A 15,193-nucleotide genomic window follows, 5' to 3' on the forward strand; every position below is an offset into this window, starting at 1 on the left:
TATGAAGCAATTACAAATCAGCTTGACGGACTGGGTATTCAGGGCCTGCGGGGAAGAAGCGTGGCTGCCGGCAACCGTGCCGGGAACGGTGCATACGGACCTGCTGCGGAACGGGCGGATCGAACAGCCTTTCTATGGGACGAATGAGCATGACCTGCAATGGATTGACAAAAAAGACTGGGAGTACAAAACGGTTATTCATCTGGAGGAGGCTTGGCAGGCGCTGGCGGTTACGGAGCTGAGCTTCGCCGGGCTGGATACCTATGCTGACGTATATGTGAACGAGGTGCATGTCCTGTCCGCAGACAATATGTTCCGCGCCTGGACGGTGAACATGAAGGGGCTGCTGCAGGCGGGCCGGAATGAGATCCGTATTGTATTCCGCTCGGTCGTAACAGAGGATCTGCCGAAGCTGGAAGCGCTGGGGTATGCGCTGCCGGCACCGAATGACCAGTCCGAGCTTGGCGGGCTTCAGGAGCAGCGGATCAGTGTATTCGCCCGCAAAGCGCCGTATCACTACGGCTGGGATTGGGGCCCGAGATTCCTGACAAGCGGCATTTGGCGCGAAGCTGTGCTGACAGGCCGGGACGCTGCGGAGATTAAGGATCTGTATATCCGCCAGAATAAGGTGAACGGGCAGGAGGCCCGGCTGACTGCCTTGGTGGAGGTCGATGCTCCGCAGGCCTGGAGCGGAATGCTGCGGGTGAGTGCGGGAGGTCAGGAATGGACGAAGGCGGCCGCGCTGGTTCCGGGCCTGCAGACGCTTGAGCTTGAGCTGGTTATTGACCAGCCGCGCCTGTGGTGGTGCAACGGCCTCGGAGCACCTGAGCTGTACACCTTCCGTGCGGAGCTGCTTCAGGAAGCGGAGACTGTAAGTGTATCGGAGGCAACAACCGGGCTTAGGGAGATTAAGCTGGTGCGGAAGCCGGATGCGCGGGGGACTTCGTTTTATTTTGAGCTGAACGGGGTGCCGGTCTTCGCCAAGGGGGCGAATCATATTCCGAATGACAGCTTCATCACGGAGGTGACGGAGGAGCGCTACCGCCATGAGATTGCCACGGCCGTGGAATCCCACATGAATATGCTGCGGGTGTGGGGCGGAGGCTTCTATGAAGAAGAGGTGTTCTACCGGCTGTGTGACGAGTATGGGCTGCTGGTCTGGCAGGACTTCATGTTCGCTTGCAGCATGTACCCGGGAGATGAGCTGTTCCTGGATAATGTCCGCGCAGAAGCGGAGTATAATGTGCGCCGTCTGCGGAATCACCCCTGCATTGTGCTCTGGTGCGGGAATAATGAGATTGACTCGGCCTGGTCGGAATATGAGGAACATATGGGCTGGGGCTGGAAGGAACACTATAGCGCTGAGATCCGGGTGACGTTATGGCGTGCTTACGAAGAGATCTTCCACCGGATTCTGCCGGAAGCCGTAGCCGCGAATCATCCCGGCATCGATTACTGGCCGTCCTCACCGCTGCGCGAGCTTACTGGCGGTCAAGACCAGCATGCTACGCGAATTATGGGCGACGGTGATATCCACTACTGGGGTGTCTGGCACGCCAAGGAGCCGTTCGAGAACTATAACGTCAAGGTCGGCCGCTTCATGAGCGAATACGGCTTCCAGTCCTTCCCGGAGCTGAAGTCGGTGCTCAGCTATGCGGAGGAAAAGGATCTGGCGCTGGAATCCAAGGTCATGCTGGCCCATCAGAAGAACGGACAGGGCAACCGGCTGATCAAGGAGTACATGGATATGTACCTGCCGCAGCCGAAGGACTTCCGGGGCTTCCTGTACATGAGCCACGTGCTTCAGGCCGAGGGTATCCGAATGGCCATTGAGAGCCACCGCCGGAGCAAGCCTTATTGCATGGGCACGCTGTACTGGCAGATGAATGACTGCTGGCCGGTCGCTTCCTGGGCCGGAATGGATTATTACGGGCGCTGGAAGGCGCTGCAATATACGGTGCGCCGGAGCTTCAAGGAGGTAATTCTGTCTGTAGACAGCACGGACGGGGAGACGGTCAAGGTGTACGGGGTGTCTGACCGGCGGGAGGCTTTGGATGCCGAGCTGGTGCTGCGGCTGCATGACATCAGCGGCGCGCTGCTGCGGGAATGGTCACAGCCGGTCACCCTGGCTGCCGATTCGTCAGCCGTCATCTTCACGCTGCCGGCGGCTGAGCTGCTGGAGGGCTGTGAGCCGGCCAGTGTGCTGCTGATAGCTTCGCTGCTTGAGGGAGGGAAGGTGCTGGAGCAGGGTCCGCAGACAAGGAAAGTGCTGGAGCGCAAGGAGCATTACTTCGCCGCCGCGAAGGATATTCCGCTGAGCCAGCCGGTCATTACGGTGACCGGGGTGGCGGGCAGCGGAGGCACAAGCTTCACGCTGAGCAGCGATGTGCTGGCGCGGGGCGTGCACCTGACCGCAGAAGAAGAGGGCATCTTCTCCGACAACTTCTTCGACCTGCTGCCCGGCGAGCCGAAGACGGTGGAGTTCTTGCTTCGGGCCGGGGGCGGCGGGGCTGGGGCTGCCTTCATCCCGGCAGCTCCTACAGGGCTTGTGATCCGCTCGATGGCGGATTATATCTAGGAGTTAGGCTGGATTGGCCCGCAGCCTGGGTCTCCCTCGCTGCCGTGGTCTCATTTGAAGCCTAGTCTCCCCCTCCACAGCCGGCTTGCGGACTGACATGCTCTTATTGTTTATAAACTAACCTGCCTGCTTATTCGCACGGACAGCGGACCTTATTATCCTCGGTGGGGGGCGATTCGACCCGAAATCGCGCGGATAAGCGCCTGTGTGTCCGCATGACACAGTAAATGCGGCTAATTAAGCCGCATAGCGGATTCTCAGTCCGCATGGGCAGCAAGCTTCGGCACATGCCAAAAACAGCGGTCCTCTGATAACGGGGGACCGCTGTTTTTGGGATTACTTCTGAATGTCCAACTGTCTTCAGGACGGTTCAACGAACATCTCACCCAGAATATGCCGGGTGCGGTAGGAGTGCTCAGGAAGCGCTGCGGCGGTGAAGGACTCCACATCATCTTGAGCGATATCATACATCGCCTCGATTTCTCTGGAGAAGAGCAGCTGTCCTTCGGTCAGCAGCTCTGCCATCCCGGGGAGTGCAGCCGGAATCAGCTGCTCGGGTACAAGCTGCTGCAGGGCTTCTACATATTGCTCCAGGCTCCGGGCGCCGACGATTTTGACCCCTTTATTCTCCTGGTTGACCAGGATCAGAGTGGGGAAGCCGCGCACGCCAAGCTGGGCCGCCTTCTGGAAATCCGCCTCCAGCTGGTCCTGTGCCGCTTCCAGGCCGGAGGCCTGAACAATCTCCTCCCCGGGCAGTCCGAGACTGTTCACAATCTCTGTGAGGACCTCATCTGTACCGATATTGCGGTTGAAGACGAAGACCGCCTCTCTTGCCCGCCGCAGGAAGGCATGCTCTTGTCCGGGATGTCTGCTCTGAATGACTTTGAATACCCGGGAGGGCGGATAAGAGGACATAACCGGGTCGTTCAGCCAAAGACTGCCGTCAATGGGCATCCGGGAATGCTCCCCGACCTCTCTCCAGTGTCCGGCCACATCGGCAGGCTGCGAGATGCCGTTCGCCTTGTCAGCGAATCCGCTCCAGCCCGCCAGCAATCCGCCCATCAGCAGCTCTATTTTGAAGTATTGGCCATATTGGTGAATGAACCGGTTCAGCACAGGCTCCAGCGCCCAGCAGTGTGAACAGATCGGGTCTGTAGCATAATAGAGAGTAATTTGGGGCTGTGGCTGCGGATTGAAGTCCATCATTTGCACAGCATCTTCTCCGCCCGGACCGCACACCCCCGTCTTTAGATCACAGATCATAGGATTTGTATTCATGAACCGTTTACCTCGCTTTCTTTTCTAAAATATAAGGATTTATATGTTGCACACGATAAATACTCCTTCTATTTCTCGCTGAAACGGTACCGTACTTTAAAAGGACGGCAGAGCCGCTTCCACTTGTAGTATGATTATAATATCTGGGATCGGATTAACAAGTACTATTGTTTTTAATACCTGGTATATAAAATATACTATTGGAGGAATAGCCATATGAAATACGAAGTAGACTTAACGCAGATGTGCCCGGCGACCTTTGCCTTTCATGTTATCAGCGGGAAGTGGAATTTGCCCATACTGGCTTTGCTGAGCGGGGGTGAGCCGGTCCGGTACAACGAATTAAAAAGAAAACTGAACGGCATCACCGGAACCACGTTAACGAATTGTCTCAAAGATCTTATCGATTACGGAATTATCCATCGCGAGCAGTATCATGAGGTGCCGCCGCGCGTCGAGTACTCCCTGACCCCGGCCGGGAAGGAGCTGGTCCCGCTAATCGAGGATATTGTGGCCTGGGGTACCAGAAATATGCATGTGCCCGGCTGAATCCCGGATATCCCGCACTTCCGGTTGACTTGCACAGGACCCGCCCCTATGATGATAAATAATATGTAACATTCAGGCTCGCACAAAGCCCGCACACAGAGGAGAGAAACAGCATGGCGATGGAGATTGAACGCAAATTCCTGCTGCCGGAATACCCGGAGCGGCTGATTGAAGAAGGGCAGCTGAAGGTGCTGACCCGTCACAGTATTGACCAGACGTACCTTGCCATTGAGGAAGGGCAGGAGCTGCGGGTGCGCAAGATTACCGATCTGGACACCGGTGAGGTTACGTATACCCATACGTTCAAGAATGGCCTGGGCATCAGCCGACAGGAGATTGAATATTCCATATCCGCCGGTTTATACAACCAGATGATTGAGGCTGTGAAGGCGGTCCCGCTGGTCAAAACCCGGATCACCGCCGTCTGGAACGGCACAACGGTGGAGATTGATCTCTATACCCAGCTGGAGCTGACGGTGCTGGAGGTTGAATTCGAGTCGCTGGAGGAAGCGCAGCGCTTCGCGGCCCCGGAATGGTTCGGGCAGGATGTCAGCACCGAGAAGAAGTACAGCAATAAGACGGTCTGGAAAGAGCTCCAGAACAGATGATGCCAGGGTGCCTTAATATTACAGAATCAGCGGACTTTAACGCGTAAACGTGGTACTATGTAGAGTAAATAAAGAGGGGTTCAGGAGGATGAGACGGTATGGAGTATATAAGCACAAGAGGCAAGGTAGCGGCCAGAGGGTTTATTGACACGGTACTGATGGGGCTGGCCGATGACGGCGGACTGATGGTGCCGGCTGAGATTCCGGTGATTTCCCCGGAGAAGCTGGAGGAATGGAGAAGCCTGAGCTATCAGGAGCTGTTCCTTGAGATTTTCTCCTATTATATCAATGATGAGATTCCCTATGAGGATCTGCGCAAAATGGTCTACACCAGCTATGGCAACTTCCGTGCTCCAGAGGTGACGCCGCTGCGCAAGGTGAAGGATTCCCTGTATGTGCTGGAGCTGTTCCATGGGCCGACCTTTGCCTTCAAGGATGTGGCGCTGCAATTCATGGGTGAGCTGTATTCCTATATTGCCAAGGTGCGGGGCGAGATTATCCACATTCTCGGCGCTACCTCCGGCGATACCGGGGCGGCTGCGATTCAGGGCGTACGCGGCAAGGAAGGCATCAAAATCTGTATCCTTCATCCGCACGGCAAGGTCAGCAAGGTGCAGGAGCTGCAAATGACCACCGTAGAGGACAGCAATGTGCTGAACCTGTCCGTAGAGGGCAACTTCGACGATTGCCAGAAGATTATCAAGGAGCTGTTCGCCGACCTTGACTTCAAGGGACGGTACCACCTGCGGGCGGTCAATTCGATTAACTTCGTGCGCATACTGGCGCAGACGGTCTATTACTTCTATGCTTATCTGCAGCTTCCGGGCAGCGATCAGAAGAAGGTGAATATCAGTGTGCCTTCGGGCAACTTCGGCAATATTTTCTCAGGCTTCCTGGCGCAGCAAATGGGCTTGCCGATCCGCAAGCTGATCATCGCAACCAATGAGAACAACATCCTGGAGCGGTTCGTATTAACGGGCGAGTACAAGCCGGGCAGCTTCATCGGCACCTACAGCCCGTCGATGGATATTCAGGTGGCGAGCAACTTTGAGCGGTATCTGTACTATCTGGTGGGCGAGGATGCGGAGAAGGTATCTGCGTATATGGCTGCTTTGCAGAGTGAAGGCTCCTTCACGGTGGACGGCGAACTGCTGGCCCGGGTCCAGGAGGACTTCTCCGCACTGGGTGTGAAGAACGAGCGGTGCCTGGAGATCATCAGCCAATATGAGCAGGAAGCCGGTTATCTGCTGGATCCGCATTCGGCCTGCGGTGTAGCCGCCAGCGAGCAGTTCGGCACGCCTGACGAGACAAGCATCGCCTTCGCGACGGCGCATCCGGCCAAGTTCGACGAGGCGATCAAGTTGACGGGCATCAAGCAGGAGTTCCCGGCGCAGATCGCGGCCCTGTTCGAGCAGCCGCAGCATCAGGTGGTCGTCGATCATGACAAGGCGGAGATTGTGCGCCAGCTTGTGGCTTTTTACGGTTAAAATAGGGTGCGGGTGCAGGTAGGCCCGCGCATGCAGACAGCCCCCGCCGGGATGGTGGGGGCTGTTCGGCGTGCGGCCCGGTGTATGTGTAACGGATGTGCGTTTAATTGCAATCCGTACATCTAAATCGTCGGATACACCGCCGAATATCCGTTTAGATGTATTTGCTGCAACTAAAATTCCGGCTGTACCCGGGATCTCACCCTTCAGGCAAAATTTAGTTGTACAAACTGCAGGTAGAAGAGGAAAACCCTCCGGTTTGCTGTTTTTAATTGTACAGACTGCAACTATCCCCGAAAGCGTTCGCTCTGACCACTGCCCATTGCTCCTCGCCCACTACCATTGCGCCTGCTGATTGCTCCCCGCCCACTGCCTACTGCCATTGCGCTTGCTGATTGTTTACCGTCCACTGTCCGCTACTATTGCGCCTGCTGATTGCTCCCGGCCCACTGCCCGCTACCATTGCGCCTGAGTGATTGCTCCCCGCCCACTGCCTACTACCATTGCGCCTGCTGATTGTTCACCGTCCACTGCCTACTACCATTGCCCATTGCCCACTGCCCACTACCATTGTGCTTGCTGATTGTTTACCGTCCACTGCCCACTACCATTGCGCTTGCTGATTGTTCACCGTCCACTGCTCACTACCATTGCGCCAGCTGATTGCTCCCCGCCCACTGCCCACTTCTCCCTTCCACTGCGCCTAACCTGCTTCCACCTGGCGGGTAATTGCATTTTGTACAGTAGAAAGTCGCCAAAACACCTCCAAAATCGATTCTGTTGTATTTCATACAGCAGAATGATGTGGGATGGCTTGATACAAGCCAAAACTCCAAATTCTAGTGTACAAAATACAATAGAATGGCTAAAAAGGAGCTCTCTACCGGATTCTATTGTACGAAGTACAATTGCAGGCCCCGCTGGAGGAGGGGGATGGAGCGGTTGGAGTGGGGCGACCCGGTGGGAGGGCGCATGCTCCGATTGGAGTCAGATGACGCTGTGTGGGGAGGGGGCGTGGTCCGGTTGGAGTGGGGCGACCGGTGGGAGGGGGCATGGTCCGATTGGAGTCAGATGATGCTGTGTGGGGAGGGGGCGTGGTCCGGTTGGAGTGGGGCGACCGGTGGGAGGGGGCATGGTCCGATTGGAGTCAGATGACGCCCTGTGGGGATGCATGACCGGGTTAGAGTTGGACGACTCGGTGGGGTGGACCAATGCCCTCATAGACCACCGACAGCAGGCGAAGAGGGTTTGCACTCAGGTGCATTTTTTCACAAGCGGAATCTAGCGGAATTTGTCGGAAAATACGGCAGAAAAGTGGACAGACCTACCACGGAGTGAGAAAATAGCAGTTGAGTGAAGTGAATCAAGCTGATGTTATCATGTGAAACCTATAAATTCGTACATTATAAAAAGGACGGGATCATTCATGACAATTCGTTTCGGGGTCGTAGGGACTAACTGGATTACTGACCGATTCATTCAGGCGGGACTGGAGAACGAGGAGTTCCTGCTCACGGCTGTGTATTCCCGCACAGAGGAGAAGGGGCAGGCCTTCGCAGCCAAGTATGCCGGAGCTTCGATCTACACGGATCTGGAGCAGATGGTATCCAGCAGTGAGGTGGATGCAGTGTACATCGCCAGCCCGAACTCCATGCACGCGGAACAGGCGATCATATGTATGAATCACGGCAAGCATGTGCTCTGTGAGAAGCCGGCGGCCTCCAACAGCCGCGAGCTGAAGGCGATGATCGAAGCGGCGCGCAGCAATGATGTGCTGTTCATGGAAGCGATGAAGTCTACGTTCATGCCGAATTTCGGCGTGATCCGGGACAATCTGTATAAGCTGGGGCAGGTTCGGCGGTATTTTGCCGGGTATTGTCAATATTCGTCCAGATATGATGCCTACCGCCAAGGGACCGTGCTGAATGCCTTCAATCCCGAGTACTCCAATGGTTCGCTGATGGATCTGGGCATCTATTGCCTGTATCCGATGGTGGTTTTGTTCGGCAAGCCGGATTCAGTGAAGGCGCTAGGCCTGATGCTCGGTTCGGGCGTGGACGGCGAAGGCAGCATGGTGATGCGCTACCCGGACATGGGGGCCGTGATTATGCATTCCAAAATTGCTGATTCCTACCTGCCGGCAGAGATTCAAGGAGAGAACGGAACGATGGTGATCGACAAGATCAACCAGCCCTACCAGGTCAAAATCCACTACCGCGACGGAACCGTCGAGGAGCTTACGCTCCCGCAGGTATATGAGTCGATGTATTATGAGGTGCAGGAGTTCATTGAGCTGCTAAAGAGCGGCCGCAGGGAGAGTGAGATCAACAGCCATGCCAATTCCCTGGCGGTGGCCGAGCTGATGGAAGAGGCGAGAGCCCAGATCGGCCTGCGGTATGCTTCGGATCTCTAGCGTAACGGGCGAACTGGCCTGCATTTACTATTGAAATGGGGAGCAGAACTTGAAGACGTTCAAAAAGGTATACATCGAGATTACAAGCGTCTGCAACCTGGCGTGCAGCTTCTGTCCGCCCACGGAACGGCAGAAGAACTTCATGAAGCTGGAGACCTTCAATATGATCCTCGATGAGATCAAACCGCACAGCAATCACATCTATCTCCATGTCAAAGGCGAGCCGCTGCTGCACCCGAAGCTGGGCGAGCTGCTCGATGCCGCTCATGCCAAGGGCTTCAAGGTGAACATTACGACCAACGGGACGCTGATCCATAAAGCGGGGCCGAAGCTGCTCGGCAAGCCGGCGCTGCGGCAGATGAACTTCTCGCTGCACAGCTTCGACGGCCATGCCGGCTCCGAGAACCGCGAGGGCTATCTCGCGGAGATTATACAGTTCGTCCGGGAGATCTCGGCGCGCGGCGTCATTGTCTCGTTCCGGCTGTGGAATCTGACCGAGGACAACCGCACCAATCTGGAGAAGCAGCGCAACCGCGAGACGCTGGCCCTGCTGGAGGAGGCCTTTGGACTCGACTACCGGATTGAGGAGAAGGTCGTTCCCGGCAGCGGAGTGAAGATCGCCCCGCGTGTATATCTGAACCAGGACCATGAGTTCAAATGGCCCGCCCTGCATGAGCCGGAGGATGACGGCAAGGGCTTCTGCCACGCGCTGCGCAGCCAGGCGGCGGTGCTGGTGGACGGTACGGTGGTTCCCTGCTGCCTCGACGGCGAAGGCGTTATCAAGCTGGGCAATATCCATGAGCAGCCGTTCTCGGAGATTGTCGAGGGGGAGCGGGCGAACAATCTGTACTACGGCTTTTCCCGGCGGGAGGCTGTGGAGGAGCTGTGCCGCAAATGCGGCTACCGGCAGCGGTTCGGAACTTAGGCCTAAACTGGACCGAAGCCGGTGCATACCGGTAAGGCAACAAGGTGAGACTGTAGAGAGAATCATTCAGCAAGGCCGGATCATACGAAAAGAGGGAATAGATGGCTACTATACTTGTTGCAGACGACGATGCGAATATCCGCGAGCTTGTCTGCCTATTTCTGCGTAATGACGGATTTGACACCGCCGAAGCGGCAGACGGCCAAGAGGCGCTGGCGGTCTACGCCAGAACACAGGTGGATCTGGTCATCCTGGATATTATGATGCCGGTAATGGACGGCTGGGCGCTGTGCAAGGAGCTGCGCAGAGCGGACCCGGAGCTGCCGCTGTTAATGCTGACGGCGAAGGGCGAGACCTGGGAGAAGGTGAAGGGATTCGAGCTGGGGACGGATGATTACCTGACTAAGCCCTTCGATCCGCTGGAGCTGACAGTCCGCGTCAGGGCCTTGCTGAAGCGCTCCGGGATCGGCAAGTCGCAGATGATCCGCTTCGGCGGAGTCACCCTGGACCGGCAGACTTATAAGGTGATGAACGGGAGTGAAGCGCTGTCCCTGCCGCTGAAGGAATTCGAGCTGCTGTACAAGCTGGCCGGGACACCGGGGCAGGTCTATACCCGCGAGCAGCTGATCGACCAGATCTGGGGCATCGATTACGCCGGGGATGACCGGACGGTGGATGTACATATCAAGCGCCTGCGGGAACGGTTCGCGGGGGCGGCGGATTTCCGGATCGAGACCGTTCGCGGGCTGGGCTACCGGCTTGAGGTTAACGAATGATCAAATCCCTCTATACCCGCGTGGTTTTGACCTTCCTGGTCTCCGTAATCGGGGGGACGGTGATCTCCTTCTATCTGGCGATATGGATCTATAGGGATCAATTGAACGAGAATCTGCAGGTTTCCCTGTTGCGCTTTGCGCAAGATATCGTGCGGATCTATGAGAGCTTCCCGCTCAATGAAGCTGACAAATTCGTAAGCGGCATGAAGCAGCTTGAGACCTACCATGTACGGATTTACGATGAGAACGGCGGGGTTCAATCTTACGGCGGGCCTGACGGAATGAAGCTGGAGACCGTCACTGCGGAGCAATTGAAGCAGGTGCTGGCCGGCAGCATCGTTCAGGTTAATCCGACCGGCATCTCGATTAGCCTGCTGGGGCTGCAATTAATGACGGATACGGGAAAAAAGGCATTGTTCGTCGAGCCTGTCGGCCCGCCGTCCGGCACTTTTGTGATCAAATGGCTGCTGAATTTCGCGGTGTATTCGCTGGTAACCGGCAGTCTGTTCATTCTGGTGGCAGCGGTGTTCCTGGTCCGGCCGATCAAGAAGCTGACCGCCGCAACCCGCCGGATTGCCGCCGGAGACTTCAACGTGAAGCTGAATATCAAGCAGAACGGGGAGCTGGGCACCCTCGCCCGCAGCTTCGAAGAGATGACGCAAGATCTGCAGCAGCTGGAGCAGCTGCGCCGTGACTTCGTGTCGAATGTATCCCATGAGGTGCAGTCGCCGCTGACCTCCATCTCCGGGTATGCGCGGGCGCTGAAGCAGATGGATATCCCGGAGAGTGAGCGCAACCGGTATCTGGATATCATCATCGGCGAAGCAGAACGGATGTCCAAGATGAGCGACAGTCTGCTGAAGCTAAGCCTGCTGGAATCACAGTCCCGGCAGCTGCAGTTCACCACCTTCAGCCTGGATGAACAGATCAGAAGGGTGATCCTGGCCCTGCAGCCGCAGTGGTCCTCCCGGGGCATCACCTTCGAGCTTGATCTGGAGGCCGGTACACTGACGGGGGATGCAGACCAGTTGAATCAGGTCTGGATGAACCTGCTGGGGAACAGCATCAAGTTCTCCGGGGATGGGGGAGTGATAAGTGTTCATGCGTGGCAGGATTACAAAGGTGTGACCGTTCGTGTGTCCGACACCGGCATCGGGATTAGCCCAGAGGACCAGAAGCGGATCTTCGAGCGCTTCTTCAAGGCGGACCGCTCCCATAGCCGGAAGTATAACGGCAGCGGAATGGGACTGGCCATCGTGAAGCAGATTATTCTGCTGCATCAAGGGGATATCCGGGTCGAGAGTGAGCTTGGCGCAGGCACAAGCTTCATTGTCACGCTGCCGCTTAATACACCGGCGAATTAGATAAGTTCTTCCGTTCATCCTCTGTTCATATTACCGTCACGGAGAGTACATTTTCATTGTGGGAATTGACAGCAGTGTGCCGAACCAAGGGGGCTTGGATGATAAAATACCGGTGGGGACGCTTAAGTTCCTCGACAAATCCGGCATCATGAGATTGCTCCAAAAGATAGCATATCAAGGAGAATTTCACAGAAGCCCAGGCGCTGGCCTTCTCCAAAGAGATTGCCAAGGATTACAGGGAGTTCATGGCAGGCCCTGAAATGATACAATAGAGAAAGAGCTATACGCAGCCGCAGGCTTCTATAGAGAAGCTTGCGGTTTGTTCAATTCAACCCAGCAGCTGATTCAAACCGCCGGTAACAGGGCTATTGTATAGGGATTGTTATTTACATAGGGAGGCTTGTCTATGCTGAAATCATTGCAGGCTATTGAAGCATACCGTGAAGGGAAGCAGATTGCCGGAACAGAGGCTCCGTGGCTGGAGTACATTGTACAGGCAGAGCAGACGATTGTGAATCTGGAGCGGGTGGAGTCGCTGCAGTCGCTGGAGCAGCAGAATCCGGTGCTGGATTATGTAGAGCGGAGTCTGCGGGTGTTGGACAGCCTGCCGCTGTCCTACTGGATTAAGGAGCTGGCGGAGGAGACGCTGGTCTGGTCAGAGACGGCCAAGGGCGGCACGGTCCGGCAGCGCCGGGGCTGGCAGGCGGAAGGCATTAATATCTTCGTTCATAATATCGGCTCCGCCCAGTTGTACCGCAGGTATGCGGAGGGGCTGAAGCAGGAGGCGGCAGGCTCCAGGGAGAAAAGACTGGTTGTACATACACTGATCGAAACGCACGGGCTGATCGGCCAACAGATCCGCGGCGAGGTGCCGCCCGCCGTCAATCTTCCCTTATCCGGGCTGGTGGAGCACGGCCTGCTGAGTGCAGATGAGCTGGAGCGGCTGCTGTTCGCACTGAATCACTGCATTATCTCGGCGGTATCCCCGGAGCTGTGGCAGGAGGTCCGCCCCCGGGTGATGGAGCTGATTGCCGTCATCGCCGCCGGGAAGCTGGTGCTGGAAGTGCCGATGAAGGAGCGCCTGCGCCGGATGCGCGCCGGGTCGATTGCACAGGGCGAGGACTACGAAGCGGAATGGGACCGGCTGCTGCAGGAGGGCTTCCTCCCGGATACTCTGGAGCCGCTCCAGCCCATGACCTTCTGGTATGTGGAATCGGCGCTGCAGACCTTCTCGCTGGAGCAGTTCCTGAAGGTGATGAGCCTGGTGGCCGGAAGCCGCCCGCAGGAGGTGAGCCATCTCAGCTTCGAGGCGGTCATGAACAGCATTTATTATGATTATAAGGGCAGCAAGAAGATCAACGTGTACAAGAAACGGATTATTGAGAAATACCTCGCGGAGCTGAGCTGGGAGGAGATCTATAGCGGAAAGACGCCTTCCGGCAGCAATCCGCATCTGGTGCACCGGCTGTTGCGGAAGGAGCATCTGCCGGATACGCTGTTCTTCCAGTTCGAATTCTCCCCGGCAGCGGAGAAGCTGATCGAATTCTGCATGGAGGCCGAGAAGTCGGCGCTGTATGAACGGGCCGTCCTGCTGCTGTTCGACCTGTTCGGTCTGCGGCGGGATGCCTTCGACCGCTTCCATAATGAGGACACCTACTTAAGCCAGATGAATGATACGGCAGATTATAAGGCGGTCATTCTGGACTACGTGACCGGGCGGAAGGTGCTGGACATCGGTCCCGGCGGCGGGGTGCTGCTGGACCTGATTGAAGAACGGATGCCGGAGGCTGTGCCGGTGGGCATTGATATCTCCAGCAATGTAATCGAAGCGCTGCGGCAGCGCAAGCAGCGGGAGGGCCGCCGCTGGGAGGTGCTCCAGGGGGATGCGCTGAATCTGAAGGATTACGTGGAGCCGGGGACGGTGGATACAGTGATTTTCTCATCGATTCTGCATGAGCTGTATTCCTATGTGCCGCTGGGCGGGCAGAAGTTCAATCATGACACGGTGGCGGCAGCGCTGGCCAGCGCCTTCGGGGTTCTGGCGGACGGCGGGGCGATCATTATCCGCGACGGGATTATGAGCGAGCCGGAGGATGAGCTGCGCCGGGTACGGTTCCTGGAGGCGGACGGGATGGCGTGGCTGGAGCGGTATGCGGAGGATTTTGCCGGACGGCCTATCCGTTACGAGAAGCTTGGCCCGCAGGAGGTCCGCCTGCCGGTGAATGATGCTATGGAATTCCTGTATACCTACACCTGGGGGGAAGAAGCCTACATCCATGAGGTTCAGGAGCAGTTCGGTTACTTCACTCCGTCGCAGTACGCGGCATTCATTGTGCAGACGCTGGGAGACCGCGCGAAGATTGAGGTGTTCCGCCACTACCTGCAGGAGGGGTACACGGAGGCGCTGGAGAACAGGGTGGTTATGATGGACGATAACGGGCAGTCTGTGCCTTTGCCGGACAGCACATGCTTTATTGTAATCCGTAAGGAGGCAAGCTGAAGTGAACAACGCTAATCTCAGCGTACTTGTAGTAGAAGATGATGCTGATATTAACCGCCTGCTGTGCCGGATGCTGACAGGTGAAGGACTGAACGCTGTACCTGCATTCTCGGGGAGTGAAGCCTCCCTCAGAATGTCGCTGGAGGACTACCAGCTGATCCTGATGGACCTGATGCTGCCGGGAATCACAGGCGAGTCGCTGATTGCGCAGATCCGCGCACAGTCTACTGTTCCCATTATTGTAATCTCGGCCAAAAGCGCGCTGGAGGACAAGGTGAGCCTGCTGCGTCTGGGAGCGGATGATTATATTACCAAGCCATTTGACCAGGAGGAGGTGTTGGCCAGAGTGTACGCGCAGCTCCGCCGGCTGCAATATTCGCCTGCCGCAGGGTCTGACGGCGAGATACTCAAGGTACGCGGGCTGGTCATGGACAAACAGCGGCGGGAGGTTAGGCTGGAAGACCGGGTCCTGGCTTTAACCAAATACGAATTTGAGCTGCTGGCGGTGCTGATGTCGAGGCCGGATCATATTTTCTCCAAAAGCGAGCTGTACCGGCAGATCTGGGGCGGCACGTACCTGGGAGACGATAACACCATTAATGTACATATCAGCAATCTGCGGGCCAAAATGGCCGCAGTCACGGAAGAGGAGTATATCCGCACGATCTGGGGCATCGGGTTCAAGCTCGTATAACGGGTGAATTCTTTAGACTTT

At 56.6% G+C, this 15,193-nt stretch carries 11 protein-coding genes; 10 read left to right on the forward strand and 1 reads right to left on the reverse strand.

The genetic code is table 11. From position 1 onward, the window contains the following. Window position 1 precedes the first annotated feature (1 nt). The gene (locus tag MHI24_RS20835; RefSeq protein ID WP_340021431.1) at window positions 2–2,578 is read left to right on the forward strand and encodes a glycoside hydrolase family 2 protein; all 2,577 of its coding nucleotides are present in this window, start codon (window positions 2–4) and stop codon (window positions 2,576–2,578) included. Between the two features lie 360 nt (window positions 2,579–2,938). On the opposite strand, the gene MHI24_RS20840 is transcribed toward MHI24_RS20835, so the two are convergent. After that, window positions 2,939–3,856, reverse strand: coding sequence for a DsbA family protein (locus MHI24_RS20840; RefSeq protein WP_340021432.1), 918 nt, complete (start codon window positions 3,854–3,856; stop codon window positions 2,939–2,941). 216 nt (window positions 3,857–4,072) lie between these two features. Between MHI24_RS20840 and MHI24_RS20845 the strand changes: the two genes are divergently transcribed. The 9 genes from MHI24_RS20845 (at window position 4,073) to MHI24_RS20885 (ending at window position 15,172) form a co-directional block, all read left to right on the forward strand. Next, window positions 4,073–4,405, forward strand: a complete 333-nt coding sequence (locus tag MHI24_RS20845; protein WP_340021433.1) for a helix-turn-helix domain-containing protein — start codon at window positions 4,073–4,075, stop codon at window positions 4,403–4,405. 113 nt (window positions 4,406–4,518) lie between these two features. After that, on the forward strand, window positions 4,519–5,013 hold the full coding sequence (locus MHI24_RS20850) for a CYTH domain-containing protein (protein WP_340021434.1): 495 nt from the start codon (window positions 4,519–4,521) through the stop codon (window positions 5,011–5,013). Window positions 5,014–5,111: 98 nt separating this feature from the next. Beyond that, entirely contained in the window at window positions 5,112–6,500 is a 1,389-nt protein-coding gene (gene thrC / locus MHI24_RS20855; RefSeq protein ID WP_340021435.1) for a threonine synthase, read from the forward strand. Window positions 6,501–7,926: 1,426 nt separating this feature from the next. Continuing rightward, on the forward strand, window positions 7,927–8,913 hold the full coding sequence (locus tag MHI24_RS20860) for a Gfo/Idh/MocA family oxidoreductase (RefSeq protein WP_340021436.1): 987 nt from the start codon (window positions 7,927–7,929) through the stop codon (window positions 8,911–8,913). A gap of 49 nt (window positions 8,914–8,962) precedes the next feature. Beyond that, window positions 8,963–9,838: a radical SAM/SPASM domain-containing protein gene (locus MHI24_RS20865; protein WP_340021437.1), complete on the forward strand. Its 876-nt coding sequence runs from the start codon at window positions 8,963–8,965 to the stop codon at window positions 9,836–9,838. Between the two features lie 101 nt (window positions 9,839–9,939). Next, on the forward strand, window positions 9,940–10,614 hold the full coding sequence (locus MHI24_RS20870) for a response regulator transcription factor (protein WP_340021438.1): 675 nt from the start codon (window positions 9,940–9,942) through the stop codon (window positions 10,612–10,614). Beyond that, window positions 10,611–11,978, forward strand: a complete 1,368-nt coding sequence (locus tag MHI24_RS20875) for a HAMP domain-containing sensor histidine kinase (protein ID WP_340021439.1) — start codon at window positions 10,611–10,613, stop codon at window positions 11,976–11,978. The genes MHI24_RS20870 and MHI24_RS20875 overlap by 4 nt, the downstream gene beginning before the upstream one ends. Window positions 11,979–12,384: 406 nt before the next feature. Continuing rightward, a complete protein-coding gene (locus tag MHI24_RS20880; RefSeq protein ID WP_340021440.1) occupies window positions 12,385–14,478 on the forward strand; it encodes a class I SAM-dependent methyltransferase in 2,094 nt (697 codons plus the stop codon). A 1-nt stretch (window position 14,479) separates the two neighbouring features. Next, a complete protein-coding gene (locus tag MHI24_RS20885; RefSeq protein WP_340021441.1) occupies window positions 14,480–15,172 on the forward strand; it encodes a response regulator transcription factor in 693 nt (230 codons plus the stop codon). The last annotated feature ends 21 nt before the right edge of the window (window positions 15,173–15,193 follow it).

This window comes from Paenibacillus sp. FSL K6-1096 (assembly GCF_037977055.1).
Lineage (GTDB): Bacteria > Bacillota > Bacilli > Paenibacillales > Paenibacillaceae > Paenibacillus_AQ.